Genomic DNA, 14978 nt, shown 5'->3' with positions numbered 1-14978 from the left:
ATTTTAATTAAATACTTAAATGGCAGCCGACTTATTTCTACAGCCGGCTTTCTACTTTTCAGCAATGCTGCTCGATGACATCCCTGGTTTGGGAGGGTTCGAAGACAGTATCGTAGGACCACTGGCCGAAACCGCCCTGGTCGTTGACAGCCTTTACCCAGGTCTCCATGGCGGAACGCTTCTCAGCATTTTGCTGGCTGTCCTGGCCCTTCACCTCAAGCACTAAGGTCTTGCCATTGGCGAGTCGGATTAGGTAATCGGGTAAGAAATTACGCGATGAGCCCCGCCACAGGTAACGCACCCTGAAGCCGAGGTGGTCGTTCTTGGCCCAGGCAGTAATCTCTGGATGCTCCTCGCAGATGTCAGCGACCATCTTCTCCCAAGTGCTGTCGTAGACGACGTGACTGATCTGGGAGCGCTTGGTCGGGGCGCAGGGCTTGGTGGTGAGCCAAGAGCGCATGTAGGACGTGGCGCCGATGGGCTGGTGCTCGTCGAAGATCAGCTCCTGACGCTCTACGTTCTGTTCGCTGACGTGGCGATTCACGTGGTGAACCACAGTGTCCATGTTCAGGGCGAAGAGCAGGCGGCGCCTGACCGGGTCCTGATGCCACAAGCTGGGGATATCCAGCTTTCGGCTCCCCAGAAACTGTTCGACCAGCCGTATCAACTGAACGGCGAGGTACTGTTTGTGGCCTCCGAAGGCTGCCTGGTTCTGCAGGTAGAGCTTGCGGGCCGCCCGGAAGATCAGATTCTGCAGCCGGAAATCGTCCACCGCTCGCTCCAGATCGATATCGGTGGCCATAGCCAGGTTGGGAGAGCCGGTCAGCGAGGGAGCAATATCCGCATTGAGCGGAGTCTGGGTCGGGTCGAGGGTCAGCGTCGGCACACTCTTCCAGTCAATCACCAGCTCCGGCTTGAGCACGGTGTCGATGCGGTCGACGTTGGGCCAGCGGATTTCCAGGTGGTTGCGACCGGGCTCCACCTCGATGCGCACGCTGGGCTTCGGCGGCGGCGGTGCCTCGCCGCCTTCGCTGGCGTCTTGAAAAATGGAGAGTGGCACCCCGAAGACATTGACATACTCGGGGAGAAACTTGCGATCGGCGTCCATATCATGGGAGACGCGACGCAGGCCGCGGCCAATTACCTGTTCGCACAGCAGCTGACTGGTGAAAGCGCGTAGCCCCATGATGTGGGTGACGTTGGCTGCGTCCCAGCCCTCGGAGAGCATGGCCACCGAGATGACGTTCTGCAGGTATTGCCCTGGCTGGCCGCGCTTGCCGACAGTATCGACCAGGGCACGCAGTTGCTCCTCCTGTTTCATGGCTAGCAGGTCGGCCTCTTTGTCGGCCGGTAGTCCGGCGGCTTCGATCAGGGCCTCCAGCCGGGCAGCGTACTGCTTGTCCTTGCTGTTGCTGGTTTCCCCCTGCTCGGCCTTCTCGAGTACCTTGGAGTCCACCCGCAGGGTGGCATCCGGGGCTTGGGTCTCATGGATCAGGCAATCGCCACCGTTGAAGAAGTGCTCGATTCGCGCCGCGGTTTCGGTGCGGTTACAGACAGTGAGCATCACCGGGGGGATAGTGTGGCCAGCCTCCTCCCACTGCTGCTTGGTTTCTTTCCAGTCGTAGGCCAGCAGGGCATAAGCCTTCTGTACTAGATCAGGCAAGGGTGCCGTAGGTTCGGCCCTGCGATTCAGATTCTCCTTTACCTCATCCTCGCGGTAAAGGTGATAGAGCTTGCTGGCGTAGGTCTTGGCGTTGGCCAAGGCGTCGTCGCGCACCACCACCCGTGGGGTCTTGACCAGCCCGGCCTCGATGGCGTCGTTGAGGCCGAAGTCTGAGACGATCCACTCGAACAGACCGGACTCGGTGTTGCTCTTGCCGGTGGGGGCGAAGGGCGTAGCGGAGAGATCGAAGCAGCGCCGAATGCGACGGGTCTTGTGGATGCGGTCCAACCCCTCGATCCAGCGAGTGGCCTCGTCCAGGTCGATACCCAACTCCTCGGCCTGCTTCTTGCTGATCTTGGCCTCGGCCGGTTTGCGGTAGGCGTGGTGGGCCTCGTCGTTGATCACGATCAAGTCGCGTTCATTAGCCAGCACCCCCAGGATCCGGCGGGTGAAGGCCTCGTCGCTCTCCTTGCCCTTCTTGACCACGGAGCGGGTCGGCTCTTTTAGCGGCATCAGGGTATGCCAGTTCTCGATGACGAGCTCGACGCGGTTGAGCTGCTGTCGCATGGCCTCGTTGGGGCAGAGGTTAAACTCGTCATAGACGTTCTGGGGGTGGCCTGGCTTGAGCACCTGCAGGCGACTCTTCACCGTGAGGCCTGGGGTGACGATCAGCACCGCCTTAGAGTAGCGGCGATCCTTAGGGTAGTGGATGGCGTTCAGGGTTTGCCATGTGATCATCAGCGACATTACCGACGTCTTGCCGGAACCGGTCGCCATCTTGTTGCAGATACGTTCCCAAGGGCCGCCATCGCCGCTGAGGAAGATGCCCTGGCGGTACTGTTCCTGGGCTTCCAGCCACCAAATCAGGGTCTCGATGGCTTCGAGCTGGCAGAAGTAGAACGGGTACTGGCGGGGCCCACCTTCCCAGCGACAGGCGTCGGGATCCCAATCGCCCCGGGCGTGCCAGTGCTCGAGTAGCTGGCGGGTGACGCTGGTGACGCCGGGGTAGCCATCCGCCCGCCACTCATCGACGCGCTGACGGATGCGGTTGACCTGCTCCAAGGGCTCGGTTCGCTGGGTGTTGTTGCGGGTATCGAAGATCTCGTAGGCCGCCGGGCGACGCCCCTGCTTGAGGGTCATCTGCTTGCCGTCGCGCTCCCAGTAGGCCGAGGGGGCATCGTAGGGCGAGTTGATGATCAGTGATTGGGTCGTCATTCGGTAACTCCTTCTACCGTGCGATAGCCCTGCTGCCGGTGGTTCGGCACATTGGGGTAGCGCAGCTCGAGCTTGCCCGCCTTCACCAGCGCGGCCACATGCCGCTCACCGATGTTCTTGGGCGAGCGCTGGAGCAGGTCGGAAAGCTGACGCAGCGTGAGGAAGCGGCCTTGGCAGAGTTTGAGTAGCGTCGCCTGCATCGTCTCCGGCTGAGTGCGTTTGGCAGCAGCGACCGGGGCTGCGATGCACTGTAGTGCATCCCACCCCGGTACGTGCTCACCGGCACCGCTGCGGGGAGAGCTCACTTCGCTATGCGGGAGGATAACACCCTTGTGGGGGGAGCTCCGCTCACTATGAGGGAACATAGTGTCGGCTTGTGGGGGGCTGCTCTCCTCCCTCAGGTCAGTGGGCGCGGCGAGCGACGCCGGCAGGGTGTAATAGGCACCGCGGCTACGCCCATGAGGCACCAGCATGCCCTTCTCCACCAAGCCGCTGAGCATCTGGGTGATATCGACCCGATGCAGGGTCAGCATCTCCTGCAGGCGACGGTTGGTGATCTGCTGTTCCAGGGCGGCGATGACCAATGTCTGCGCCTCGTCGGGAGAGAGCTCTTGGAAGGTCTGCCCGAAGCGTTGCTGCAGGCGTACCATAACGTCCTCGGGCATCACGTTGATAAGCGGCAGGGTGAGGATGACCCGATCAGGGCGCAGGGTTTCCTTCAGACTGGGCGGCTGCCACAGGTGGGCGTGCCAGCTGCGCCGTATCTTGTCGAGGCCGGAGCCCGCCTTGTCGCCCACGCCCAGTAGCTGGAACATCAGCTGCAGCGACTTGTTACGGCACTCGCTGACGCCCCCCGTCATCAACTGCTCCTGGGAGAGCAGCAGGGTGCCGGGGTTGGAGAATTCGAAGCGGTCCTTGAAGCGCTCGCCGACGATGCCCCCTTGGCCGGAATGGTCGGCATGGATCAGAGCGTTGACCAAAGCCTCCTTCAGCGCTTCGTGAGCATCGCTCTGGGCGCGGCGATCCGGCCGGAAGGGGACCTTGAGGGCCGGGTCATAGCCGAGCTTCTGGGCGATACGCTGGTAGAACTGGAAGAGGTTGGCAACCCAGGTTCCATCGATGTGGATGCGGTCGCTCCAGCGAGTGTCGTCGTCTTCGGCCAGGCGCTCACGGTAGTCGAGCTGGAAGCCCGGCAGGGCAGCGGTGTCCTGAATGGCTTCGGTCTTGCCGAACATCAGCAGCCCGGCCAGGGTCAGCCCCTCCTCCCCGCTGCGGCGATCCCTGCGCCACCCGCCCAGCTTGCTCAGCAGACCGAGGTCGTTCTCCGTCAGCCAGGGGTGATCGGGCACCCGCGAGACCACCCGGTTGCGGTACTGCTGGAGCGAAGCAGGATCGAGATCATCGAAGCTGAAGTGTGAGAGGATGCGGCTGTCAGCCGGCTGCTGTTCGAGGCGATCGACAAACATGCGCTGCACTTCTGCCTCGTTGCACCGGAAGTCTCCCTCGTGATTGCGGCGATAGGTGCCCTTGAAGGGGTCGACGCCGATATAGACTGGCCGCTCGCTGCGCGTGGCGCGGGGCACCTCGATCACCAGGATGGCGTCGCCCTGGTAGGTCTCGACGCTGACGTGGTGCTCCTGGAGGATGTTCGCGCTGACTTTCTGGGGGTTGTTGAGCGTGACCCAGAACTCACCGTGCAGCTTGTCCACATCAGCTTCGCTGAGACCGGCTGTGGTTGGACCCTCGTCGCCCTCCTTCACCCCGAGGTAGATCGTTCCCCCCGCGGTGTTGGCGAAGGCGCTGTAGGTCTCCCACAGGCTCTTGGGCAGCCCGCCCCGGGCCGCCTTGTATTCGATATCGACCCCCTCATGGCGAGCCAGCACCTCGAAGAGGCTGGTGTGCTGTGTCATGGGGTCAGTCCAGCCGAACGACTTTCAGCGATTCGATGCCGCGGTTATCGACAATCTTCACCGCGATGCAGCGGTTGTCGCCGAGCTCGAAGGGAAGCGACTTGGTGCCGTGATACTTGTCCAGCAGCTCCTCGTTGAGTTCGGCGCGGATATCCTTCTTGAGCTTGTACCAGCCGTCTTTCTTGCCGGCCATAGGGAAGAACACCTGGCGTGGATAGAGGGAGCGGTCGTCGTAATCGGTATCCAGCTCCCATACGGCGATGTCGCGCTTGCCACCGGACTTGAGCTCGCCGCTCTTGGTATCGAAGTAGTCGAAGCCGTGCACCTCGACCTGCAACTTGCCGTCCTTCAGCTCATGAACCTCGACATCCGGCTGGCCCATTAGCCAGAAGGATTCGTTGCTGCGTGCGTTCTTCTTGAGGTCTTCGGTGAGGAGATCGGTGTTCATCTGCACCTTGAGTGCCTGGATGCCCTTGATGCTGTCGATATCCTTGGCGGCCTCCGGGTCGAACGTGAAGGCACAGAACACCAGCAGCTTGGGCAGCGGGAAGAGGTCGCCGGCCTCTTTTTTGGCGATCTCCACCTGGCGCTGCTCCAGGGCAGCGTATTCGGGGCCGAAGCTGACGGCAACTCGTTCTCCCGTCTCGGCCACCGTACCCACAGCATGCAGATACTTGGCGCCAGGTAGGGTCTCCAGATCCATCAACTTGAGATGCTGGCCCCCCTTGCCGCGGATGCCTGCCTTGAGCAGTTCCTCGCGCCACTGGGCATGGCGTGAGGTAGCCCCGGAGCGAGCCACGGCGACGTCGGCCACCTTGGGCTGTTGGGCTTCATCCAGGCCCAACACAGTGGCGAAGGGTACGGCCTCCACGGTAAAGGGGCCGGTGATGCGCAGCTTGTCGCGGCTCACCTCGGGCTGGTCGTAGAGCACCTCTTGGCCAGCATGGTTGGCGATACTTTCGTCCATGCGCTGCTGCATTCGGATGCGCTGCTTATGGAAGTCTTCGAAGGCATGTATGGCCTCACCAGGCCAGTCTTCGGGCCAGTCGAAGGGAACTTCCCATTCGAGCAAGGCATTCGCGGCCACCTCCTCACCACTGGGTAGGGTTACTGTCTTGCGATCCGGCGCTGTGAAATCGACCTTGTCGCCCTTGCGGCCGCCCTCAGTCACGGTGAAAGGCGGTGCAAAGTGTTGTTGCAGCTCGCGGTTAAGCCAGCCCAATGCCTCTTCGATGGCAGGATGATACTGTTCATAGAGTTTATCGATCTCGGAGTTGTTGGCGATCGACTTCAATGTAATGTGCGGCACCGTTCTGTAGATAAAACCACCGCCCAACCCCTCCTTGGGATACTTCAGCTCGTAGTAGTCGTAGCTGGCGGTCATCAGGCGCTGCTTGGCCAGGGTGACTGCCACCCGGGAAGTATCACAGGTGACCCAGCGCCGGCCCCATTTCTCAGCGACATAGGCGGTGGTGCCGGAGCCGCATGTGGGATCCAGTACCAGGTCGCCTGGATCGGTGGTCATTAGAAGGCAGCGTTCAAGTGTTTTTACACCTGTCTGGACTACATATGTTTTGTCATCAGTAAAGCTCCCTGTCCCCGTGTCTGACCAAGCATTCACAATTGGATAAACAGGAAAATCAAGCATGTACCTTATATAACCAAGGCTCCGCCCTGCAATAGACAACCTGTTAGCCAAGCCGAGCTTTCGCATTCCTTCAGGGTGAGTGGCCCAGTGCCTATTTTCAGCAGTGACAAGCATTGCCCCCTTGAAAGCAATTGGCTTTGATAAGTTATCACTCCATCCTGAAGAGGTGATGTTGTCAACCCTGAAAACCTTGTGGTTATCACCACTCCTTTCTTCCGGTGATAAACGTCTCCTCACGCCAAAACCATCTTCGCCCCACTGATAGACACCCGACGTGTCACTACTTTGGTTCTTCTCAAAATAAAGCTGATTGTATTTTACGCTGCCAATATCTTTCGCATACCAAACCAAATAATCAGTGACGGTGCCAAGGATATTAACCTTCGCATTTGGACTACTAACAGCAGACGTCTTTTTGAAATTAATGACTGAGCAAAAATTATCACTCCCAAAAATTTCGTCACAGATTTCTCTTACATGATGCAGGTTCTCATCGGAGATCTGCACAAAGACCGAACCGCTATCGCAAAGTAGCTCCCTGGCCAACAGCAGTCGATCACGTAGATAGGTGAGATAGGAGTGGATGCCCAGCTCCCAGGTATCCCGGAAGGCCTTGATCATCTCCGGTTCCTGGGTCAGGTCCTCGTCCTTGCGATCCTTCACGTCCCGCTTGTTCGTGAACGGCTGGAAGTTGGAGCCGTACTTGATGCCGTAGGGTGGGTCGATGTAGATCATCTGTACCTGCCCGGCCATGCCTTCCTTTTGCAGCATCGAGTTCATCACCAGCAGCGAGTCGCCGGCGATCAGGCGGTTGGCCCAGTCGCGCTCGTGCTTGTAAAAGTCGATGGCCTCGCGCAGCGGCAGGTTCTCGAAGGGTGCATGGAACATATCGGGCTGGAAGGCGCTGCCACCCTTCTTGCCCGCTTTCATACGTTGCTGCACCTCGCCGAGGATGGTGGCGGGGTCGATGCGCTCGTGAACATGCAGGGAGACGGTATCCACTTCGAAGCTGGTGCGCTCGGCCTTGCCGGTCCACTGCAGGTAGGGCGACTGCAGCCGCTTGAGCTCTTCGAGCGCGGCCTTCATCTGCACCTGGTCACCGGAGGCCAGGGCGTCGTCGATCAGCGCCTCGACCTGGGCACGGTTGGCGGAGGCATCGAACTGCAGCTCGGGATCAAGGTGCGGGTCATAGGCCCAAGTAGTCTTCTCCTCCACCCCATCGCTGGCGGTATCCACCATGCCTACGTGGGGGTTGTTCTTGCGCTTCTCGTCATAGCGGTAGGAGAGCACCTGCGCCTGGTCGGGCCTTTTTTGACGCGGCTTGGCTGGGTCCTTGGGCTTGGCCTGCTGCTGGTTCGTCAGCAGATCCGTAGGCGCCTCCTGCATCTGAAGGGTGAGATCCGGTGCTTCCTCATCAGCATCCACGTCTTTCTCACCCATAGTCGTGAGAGTGCCTGCCGCTCCCTGTGGCGGCACACGGAGGAATACTGAGCCGCCACGCCCCTTGCCTTTGCCAAGTAGGCCCTTGTCCACCAGGTCATCCCTTGTCTGCTCGTAGGCTTCCTTGGGAATCTCCCCCGCCTGCTCCATCAAGGTATTGAACAGGCTGGCGTTGCCGATGGAGCTGCCATCATCAGGCACGTTACTGAGGATCAGCTCGCGTAACAGTGGGGGGGTGTGGCTCATGGGGCGTCCTGTCGGTCTGGTACGGCTCGGTGCGATGAGTATGTCAGCCCACTATCCTGAGGCGTGATCGAAAAACCCGCAAGAGATCATCCGGATGCGCTAAAGAGGCCAAGAGGGACCAGAGTGCGCGCCGTGCCGAGCGCTCTGAACTCAACGGTTAGAGCTGAGAGAAGCGACAGAGAGTCGAGAAACTGGAGCAGCCCTTTCCCTTTCTGCCCTTTGGGGCTCCACTCTCAATCCATGTTCTCATTTCGGGGTAAGCCCCTTCCCCTTGTTCCAACCATTCCATTAACCCCTTAGGGCCCTTTCCTTTTATCTCTGGGTTTGGCCTAGCAAGGCACCGGTTCCATACTGACGCGCACTGGAAGTGCTGTAGCTAGGGCACCGCGGATTTTGAAATCTTATTTCGACAACCACAGGCCGCGCTTGCCACGGGCTTTTGTCGATAAACAATAGGTTGAAATTTTACACAGGTTACAGACAACACGTGGATTCGCTACGATTTGCGACCCGGCTGAAGAAGCTGATGGCGGAAAGTGCCCTCGACAATGCCGCGCTGAAGGAGATCGTCTCGGGAAAGTGGTGACGCCCGAAGCGAAGCGGCGTGCGGTGAAGCACCTGGTGGCAGGCGGCTGGCTCAGCCAGCGAGGTGCCTGCCGATTGCTGGGCCTGGCCAGATCAGTGGCTCGATACCAGGCCATACCGCGTGACGATGAGCCGCTTCGGGCACGCCTGCAAGCCTTGGCGACCTGCTATCCCCGCTACGGCTACTTGCTGCTGCATGCACTGTTGCGTCAGGAAGGCTTGGTGATCAATCGCAAGCGGACCTACCGGCTGTACTGCGAGCATGGCCTTCAAGTTCGGACCCGGCGGCGCAAGCGGCTGATCCGGCCAAGGACACCGATGCCACTGCCGGACCGGCCCAACCAGCGCTGGTCGATGGACTTCGTGTCGGACCAGTTGGCCTCGGGGCGTCGCTTTCGTGTGCTGAACATCGTGGACGACTTCAGCCGAGAGTGTGTCGGGCAACTGACAGACACGTCCATTTCCGGCCGCCGGCTGGCCCGGTTCCTGGACGAGATTGCGCAGCGGCGCTCACTGCCTGCCTCGATTGTCTGCGATAACGGGCCGGAGTTGACCAGCAAGGCAATGTTCTTCTGGGCGCGCGAGCGGAAGGTGACGCTGGCGTTCATCCAGCCGGGCAAGCCGACGCAGAATGCGTTCATCGAGAGCTTCAACGGCATGTTCCGAGACGGCTGTCTCAATCAGCACTGGTTCTTGAGCCTGGCGGATGCACGACACGAAATCACACAATGGAGAATCCACTACAACCATGTCAGACCGCACAGCTCGCTGGGCTACTTGCCACCGATAGCGTACGCTGAGCAGTGCGTATGAAGCAGCGGTTTCTCACATTGGTAGCAGACCTAAACCAGGGGGAAGGTCAGGTACTCTCTTCATGCACACGCCTCTTTGACTATATATTCACTTTATCATTACTATAACTTTCAAAAATATCTGCGCTAGCGCAAAAATTTCGTGCCTCCGCCGCCGAGGCTCCTGAGCGCATGGCCTTCCAGCAATCACCAACTACAGGACAGTGGTTGCAAGCTGCCTCCAAGGCTTCAAGCTGGGATGGATCGGTGTCAATAAAGTCCTTTATCGCCACCCCAAACCGGCTCATCATCACCGGAAAAAGCATTTCGGCGGGCATCATACCCAAGCGGCCCCCATTATTAAGTTGCCTCACGATCTCTCGCTCAAAATTAGCTTCAAAACTGAAGCCGGCATCTTGAATCATTTTCCGATAGGCTTCGGTAGACCCACCCTGCATATCAAGAACTACTTTCGGCAATGAGTGTTTATAGAAAAAATCCGAAACCCTATGCATCCCAGCCACCAAATATTCGATAGAGATGTTCATCATGCATTTCACTCCGCGTAGATGTTTCCATAAAAAACGTAACACACAATCCTTTTATATCTAACCATTACAGGGTGACATTTGAACTTTTTTTTGACTTAAGTCATTTTTTCTACAATGAGAAATCGGCGAGACCCAAGCCCGAAGTGTTCCTTTTCTGTCAGTTTGACAGAATTCCATTCTCATTCGTGGGTTTCGGTCCTTCAATCTATTTTGTTTGCATTTGATAGGTAGCCCATAACCAGAGGACTCTGCCTCCTCGCCTCTACACCTTTGTGACCAATATATTTAGGAGGTTGGCAGCATGCCGAACGTAGCAGGCGCCATCCAACCCATGCGACTAAAGTCGCATCATCTTGCCTTGCATTACTATCGGAAAAATACTTAGATATAGAAGTATATTCAGTCACTCGACAAGAAAGGTGGGTATCCTATGGCTAGCCCCTCCGATGAACTTCCCATGATCGAACTGCTCGTCACCGCACTGGACACGATCGCAGATGGCATCTACCGCATTGAACTCATTGATCCCGATGGCAATGAGCTACCAGAATTCACACCCGGCGCTCATGTGTGCGTCGAGACTCCCCGCGGGCAAGTGAGACATTACTCTCTGTGTAACGATCCCGGCGAGCAAGATCGGTATGTCATTGCGGTCAAGCGCGAGGAGGATGGCAGCGGCGGGTCGAGGAGCCTGATTGACGATTCCCAGGTAGGCGATCGCCTAAAGGTATCGGCGCCGCACAACGACTTCGAACTGACAGGCAACCCTGCTCGCTACATATTTATCGCCGGCGGAATCGGCATCACACCGATTCTCTCGATGGTTCATCATCTGCAGGCAACGGGGGGCAAACCCTTCAAGCTCTATTACTTAACGCGTGAGCCGTCTCAAACCGCATTTCTCGAGGAGCTCAGCGCCCCCGAGTATCGAGGCAAGGTGGTGATCCATCATGACCATGGCGATCCCGACAATTCCTATGACCTGTGGCCGATCCTCGAGCAGCCAAAGGGGGCCCACATCTACTGTTGTGGGCCTCGGGGACTAATGGAAGCGGTTCGCGACATGACCGGACACTGGACTCCCTCCAGTGTGCACTTCGAGGACTTCGGCGGGAGCCAGTCGGCCAGCACAGCAGAGGATACACCTTTCACCGTACGCCTCCACAAGACCGGAGAGGCGATTCCGGTACCGGCAGGCGTATCGATCCTCGAGGCGTTGAGAGTAAACGGACATCATGTGCCCTATTCCTGCGAGAGTGGTACCTGCGGCTCCTGTCGAACACGGCTGTTGGAAGGTGAGGCGGAGCACCGTGACCTGGTTTTGTCAGAAGCCGAGCGACAGGATCACATCATGGTTTGTGTCTCGCGCGCCTATTCGAAGGAACTGGTAATCGATCTAGCGGAATAATCCATTGCATCACCACGGAGTGCTCAGATGCCAGTACCTCGCTTGAAACTCGGCGTTGCCGGTCTAGGGCGTGGCTTCATGCTGCTCTTGCCTACCCTCGCGGCCCATCCAGGTATTCGCTTAGTGGCTGCGGCCGATCCACGAGAGGAGGCTCGCCGGCAGTTTAGAACCGATTTTAGCGCGAGAACCTATGCCGAGGTCGCCGACCTGTGCGCCGACCCCGATGTTGAAGCGGTTTATGTCGCCACTCCTCACCAATTTCATCGCGAGCATGTCGAACTGGCGGCGGCACATGGCAAGCATGTCCTGGTCGAGAAGCCAATGGCTCTCTCCATTGAGGATTGCCAGAACATGATCGATGCCATGCGTCGTGCCGGATGCTGGCTGGTCGTCGGGCACAGTCATAGCTTTGATGCGCCCTATCTTCGAACTCGCGAGATGATAGACAGCAAAGACTTCGGCGCGGTGCGCATGATCAGCGCACTTAATTACACCGACTTTCTCTACCGTCCCCGCCGTCTGGAAGAGCTGGATACCTCGCAGGGTGGCGGTGTTGTATTCAGCCAAGCTGCTCATCAGGTCGATATCGTGCGCCTGCTCGGCGGGGGGCACGTCAAAAGCGTACGGGCCGCCACAGGAAGCTGGGATCCAGCACGTCCCACGGAAGGCGCCTATAGTGCGCTACTCACCTTCAACAATGGTGTCTTTGCCAACATGACCTACAGCGGATTCGCGCATTTCGATAGCGATGAATTCTGCGGATGGTCAGGCGAACTAGGCCAGGCCCGAGATCCCGGCCAGTACGGCACCGCCAGGGCGAAGCTGGCGAAGATTCACGGTCCTGAAGAGGAGGCCGCTCTCAAGAATACCCGCACCTATGGCGCCGGCCTGTCCCTGGCCAATAGCCAAACACAAGACTCGGCACACAATCATTTCGGCTTCATCCTCGTTTCCTGCGATGGCGCCGACCTTCGCCCCGTACCGCAAGGGGTACAGGTCTATGCCCATACTCGACGCTATCTGGAAACTATACCGTCACCGAAGATCCCGAGACGTGAAGTCCTAGATGAACTGATAGGCGCCATACGCCATGACCGCGACCCCATTCACACCGGTGAATGGGGCATGGCCACGATGGAAGTCTGTTTGGCACTGCTGGAATCCGCACGAGATGGCCATGAAATCACACTATCTTACCAGCAGGCATGACTGAAGTGGTGTGTTATAATGATGTGTTGGAGTAGGGCAGTATTGCTTTCTTGGAGAACATCACAATGCCCCATACCGACAATCGGGAAACGCAAACGGTTCTTCGTCATTGGCAAGAGGATGTGCCGGACGATCGCCTGGCACACTTGATACGCGATGCTGGCCGAGTTCTGACAAAGAGCCTACAAATACGCTTGACGGAGCACTCGGTAAGCTTCGGTCACTGGTCGTTCCTACGCATCCTCTGGGTAACGGAAGGATTGACGCAACGCGAGCTCAGTGAACAGGCTGGACTGATGGAGCCCACGACCTTTACCGCCCTGAAAGCAATGGAGGCCAAAGGGCTGATCGTACGTCGACAACTCAATGGTAACCGCAAGAACATTCATATCTATCTTACGGAAAAAGGGCGTAATCTTAAGAAATTCCTGATTCCCCTAGCTGAGGAAGTCAATGATATTGCCGTGCAGGGTGTCGAATGTGAAGACCTCCGAGTGACACGGCGCACCTTGCTCAAGATTATTAGCAACTTGGCCGAGGATAACAAATAGTTCCTGACCACCATCACCGACTCACCACCCTATGGAATAGCTATGAATACCAATAATCCGACCTCCGTCACGACCTCACAAACAAAAGAAGAACTATTGGGGGACTTGGTGGATGCCAATCATATCCTCTTCAATGAAGGCGTACTCGATGCCTTCGGACATGTCAGTATCCGACACCCAGAAAATACCGAACGGTTTATGCTGGCGCGCAACATGGCCCCCGGGCTCGTCACGTTGGACGATATTCTGACATTCGATCTTGATGGTGCCCCTATCGATGCCGACGACCGACCTGTCTATCTTGAGCGCTTCATTCATGGAGAGATCTACCGTGCACGACCGGATGTCATGGCGGTTGTGCATAGTCACTCGCCTTCCGTCGTCCCCTTCAGCGCTGTCAAGTCGACTCCCTTGCGGCCAATGTGCCACATGAGCGGCTTTCTGGGTGCAGGTGCGCCAATCTTCGAGATCCGGGATAAGGCTGGCACGGCGACTGACCTGCTGATCCGGGATCGTGCGCTGGGGGCTTCACTTGCCGACTCCCTAGGAAACGACAATGTCGTGCTGATGCGCGGGCATGGCGCAACGGTCACCGGGCCAACCTTGAAGCAAGCAGTCTATCGAGCCATCTATGTTGAGGTGAATGCACGGCTTCAAGCTGATGCACTGCGACTTGGCCCCATCGAATATCTGACACCCGAGGAGGCCAACGCAGCCAGGGAGGCGACCGAGGGGCAGGTGGAAAGGCCCTGGCAACTATGGAAAATGCGAGCACGCCAGGCGCAAACCCACCTTGGAAGAGTTTGAGGCCTTGGTACATCGAAAATATCCCCAACTGCCGACACCATGCTTGATATTCGAGTGACGTCGGCAGTCCTGTTGGCCTCTCGCCCTTTCACATCGATAGACGCATCGACAGATCGATCGCCTTGAGGTCCTTGGTAAGGGTGCCAAGGGAGATGTAATCGACCCCTGTCCTTGCGATTTCGATCAAGGTGGCCTCGGTCACGCCTCCTGAGGCCTCGAGCGTCACGCCTCCTGCTGCTAAACTGACTGCCGTGCGTATATCCTCAACACAGAAGTTGTCCAACATGATAGTGTCGGGCCTCGCCTCAAGTGCTTGCTTGAATTCCTCTAGGTCTTCGACTTCCACTTCGATAGGCCTCTCGGGCGCCAGACGCTTCGCTTGTTCTATCGCCATCGCGATACCCCCACAAGCTGAAATATGATTCTCCTTGATAAGAAATGCATCGTACAAGCCCATGCGATGACTATGGCAGCCTCCGCAACATACCGCATATTTCTGAGCCAAACGTAATCCTGGTAGCGTCTTCCTGGTATCTAGAAGCTTAGCAGAAGTCCCTTCAATCAATTTGCAAAAGAAACGGCTACGAGTTGCAGTACCCGAGAGAGTCTGCAGGTAATTGAGTGCCGTTCTTTCCCCTGTCAAAAGTGATCTTGCATTTCCAGCAATATGACAAATCTCTTGACCAACCTCTACCCGATCACCATCCGTGACGCACCAGTCAACTTTTACCTTAGGATCAATTTGAAAGAAAACCTCTTCAACCCAGCCAGCACCACAAACCACAGCTTTTTCCTTTGCTGTAACTACAGCCTTGCCAATGCAATCACCTGGCACTAATTCAGATGTGATATCACCGCTTCCAATATCCTCACTCAATGCAAAAGCAACATTCCTTTGCATGTCAACTTTAAGACTTTTCTTTCCCACCCTATACATGAATTACATCCACCTAT

Annotated in this window: 9 protein-coding genes and 1 pseudogene; 5 read left to right on the top strand and 5 right to left on the bottom strand. The window is 57.5% G+C overall.

What is annotated here, in order from left to right:
• Positions 1-58: 58 nt before the first annotated feature.
• From DIS04_RS14865 to DIS04_RS14855, 3 genes are read right to left on the bottom strand one after another with little or no spacing between them, the layout of a single operon-like run.
• Positions 59-2878: a BPTD_3080 family restriction endonuclease gene (locus tag DIS04_RS14865; protein ID WP_111414571.1), complete on the bottom strand. Its 2820-nt coding sequence runs from the start codon at positions 2876-2878 to the stop codon at positions 59-61.
• The gene (locus DIS04_RS14860) at positions 2875-4788 is read right to left on the bottom strand and encodes an ATP-binding protein (RefSeq protein WP_111414570.1); all 1914 of its coding nucleotides are present in this window, start codon (positions 4786-4788) and stop codon (positions 2875-2877) included. The genes DIS04_RS14865 and DIS04_RS14860 overlap by 4 nt, the downstream gene beginning before the upstream one ends.
• Positions 4789-4792: 4 nt before the next feature.
• Positions 4793-8122, bottom strand: a complete 3330-nt coding sequence (locus DIS04_RS14855; protein ID WP_111414569.1) for a site-specific DNA-methyltransferase — start codon at positions 8120-8122, stop codon at positions 4793-4795.
• Between the two features lie 508 nt (positions 8123-8630).
• Here DIS04_RS14855 and DIS04_RS14850 point away from each other — a divergent pair.
• A pseudogene (locus DIS04_RS14850) lies at positions 8631-9520 on the top strand (IS3 family transposase); the annotation flags it as partial.
• 79 nt (positions 9521-9599) lie between these two features.
• Here the strand turns inward: DIS04_RS14850 and DIS04_RS20515 are convergent.
• Positions 9600-10049, bottom strand: coding sequence for a hypothetical protein (locus tag DIS04_RS20515; RefSeq protein ID WP_162623090.1), 450 nt, complete (start codon positions 10047-10049; stop codon positions 9600-9602).
• 457 nt (positions 10050-10506) lie between these two features.
• On the opposite strand from DIS04_RS20515, the gene DIS04_RS14845 reads away from it, so the two are divergent.
• The 4 genes from DIS04_RS14845 (at position 10507) to DIS04_RS14830 (ending at position 14024) form a co-directional block, all read left to right on the top strand.
• Positions 10507-11457 (top strand): PDR/VanB family oxidoreductase, encoded by a 951-nt coding sequence (locus DIS04_RS14845; protein ID WP_245904577.1) that lies wholly within the window; start codon positions 10507-10509, stop codon positions 11455-11457.
• Positions 11458-11484: 27 nt separating this feature from the next.
• Positions 11485-12666 (top strand): Gfo/Idh/MocA family oxidoreductase, encoded by a 1182-nt coding sequence (locus DIS04_RS14840; RefSeq protein WP_111414566.1) that lies wholly within the window; start codon positions 11485-11487, stop codon positions 12664-12666.
• A gap of 65 nt (positions 12667-12731) precedes the next feature.
• The gene (locus tag DIS04_RS14835) at positions 12732-13217 is read left to right on the top strand and encodes a MarR family winged helix-turn-helix transcriptional regulator (RefSeq protein ID WP_111414565.1); all 486 of its coding nucleotides are present in this window, start codon (positions 12732-12734) and stop codon (positions 13215-13217) included.
• Between the two features lie 42 nt (positions 13218-13259).
• Positions 13260-14024, top strand: coding sequence for a class II aldolase/adducin family protein (locus DIS04_RS14830; RefSeq protein WP_111414564.1), 765 nt, complete (start codon positions 13260-13262; stop codon positions 14022-14024).
• 88 nt (positions 14025-14112) lie between these two features.
• On the opposite strand, the gene nadC is transcribed toward DIS04_RS14830, so the two are convergent.
• Positions 14113-14961: a carboxylating nicotinate-nucleotide diphosphorylase gene (gene nadC, locus DIS04_RS14825; RefSeq protein ID WP_111414563.1), complete on the bottom strand. Its 849-nt coding sequence runs from the start codon at positions 14959-14961 to the stop codon at positions 14113-14115.
• Between the last annotated feature and the right edge of the window lie 17 nt (positions 14962-14978).

The organism is Billgrantia lactosivorans (assembly GCF_003254665.1).
GTDB lineage: Bacteria > Pseudomonadota > Gammaproteobacteria > Pseudomonadales > Halomonadaceae > Halomonas > Halomonas lactosivorans.
This window is presented reverse-complemented; position numbering and strand designations above follow the sequence as displayed.

What these genes read in the sequence shown, in the direction of transcription:
- DIS04_RS14860 (WP_111414570.1), bottom strand. Translation starts at nt 4,788, where the DNA reads ATGACACAGCACACCAGCCTCTTCGAGGTGCTGGCTCGCCATGAGGGG.
- DIS04_RS14835 (WP_111414565.1), top strand. Translation starts at nt 12,732, where the DNA reads ATGCCCCATACCGACAATCGGGAAACGCAAACGGTTCTTCGTCATTGG.
- nadC (WP_111414563.1), bottom strand. Translation starts at nt 14,961, where the DNA reads ATGTATAGGGTGGGAAAGAAAAGTCTTAAAGTTGACATGCAAAGGAAT.
- DIS04_RS14855 (WP_111414569.1), bottom strand. Translation starts at nt 8,122, where the DNA reads ATGAGCCACACCCCCCCACTGTTACGCGAGCTGATCCTCAGTAACGTG.
- DIS04_RS14840 (WP_111414566.1), top strand. Translation starts at nt 11,485, where the DNA reads ATGCCAGTACCTCGCTTGAAACTCGGCGTTGCCGGTCTAGGGCGTGGC.
- DIS04_RS14830 (WP_111414564.1), top strand. Translation starts at nt 13,260, where the DNA reads ATGAATACCAATAATCCGACCTCCGTCACGACCTCACAAACAAAAGAA.
- DIS04_RS20515 (WP_162623090.1), bottom strand. Translation starts at nt 10,049, where the DNA reads ATGATGAACATCTCTATCGAATATTTGGTGGCTGGGATGCATAGGGTT.
- DIS04_RS14845 (WP_245904577.1), top strand. Translation starts at nt 10,507, where the DNA reads ATGATCGAACTGCTCGTCACCGCACTGGACACGATCGCAGATGGCATC.
- DIS04_RS14865 (WP_111414571.1), bottom strand. Translation starts at nt 2,878, where the DNA reads ATGACGACCCAATCACTGATCATCAACTCGCCCTACGATGCCCCCTCG.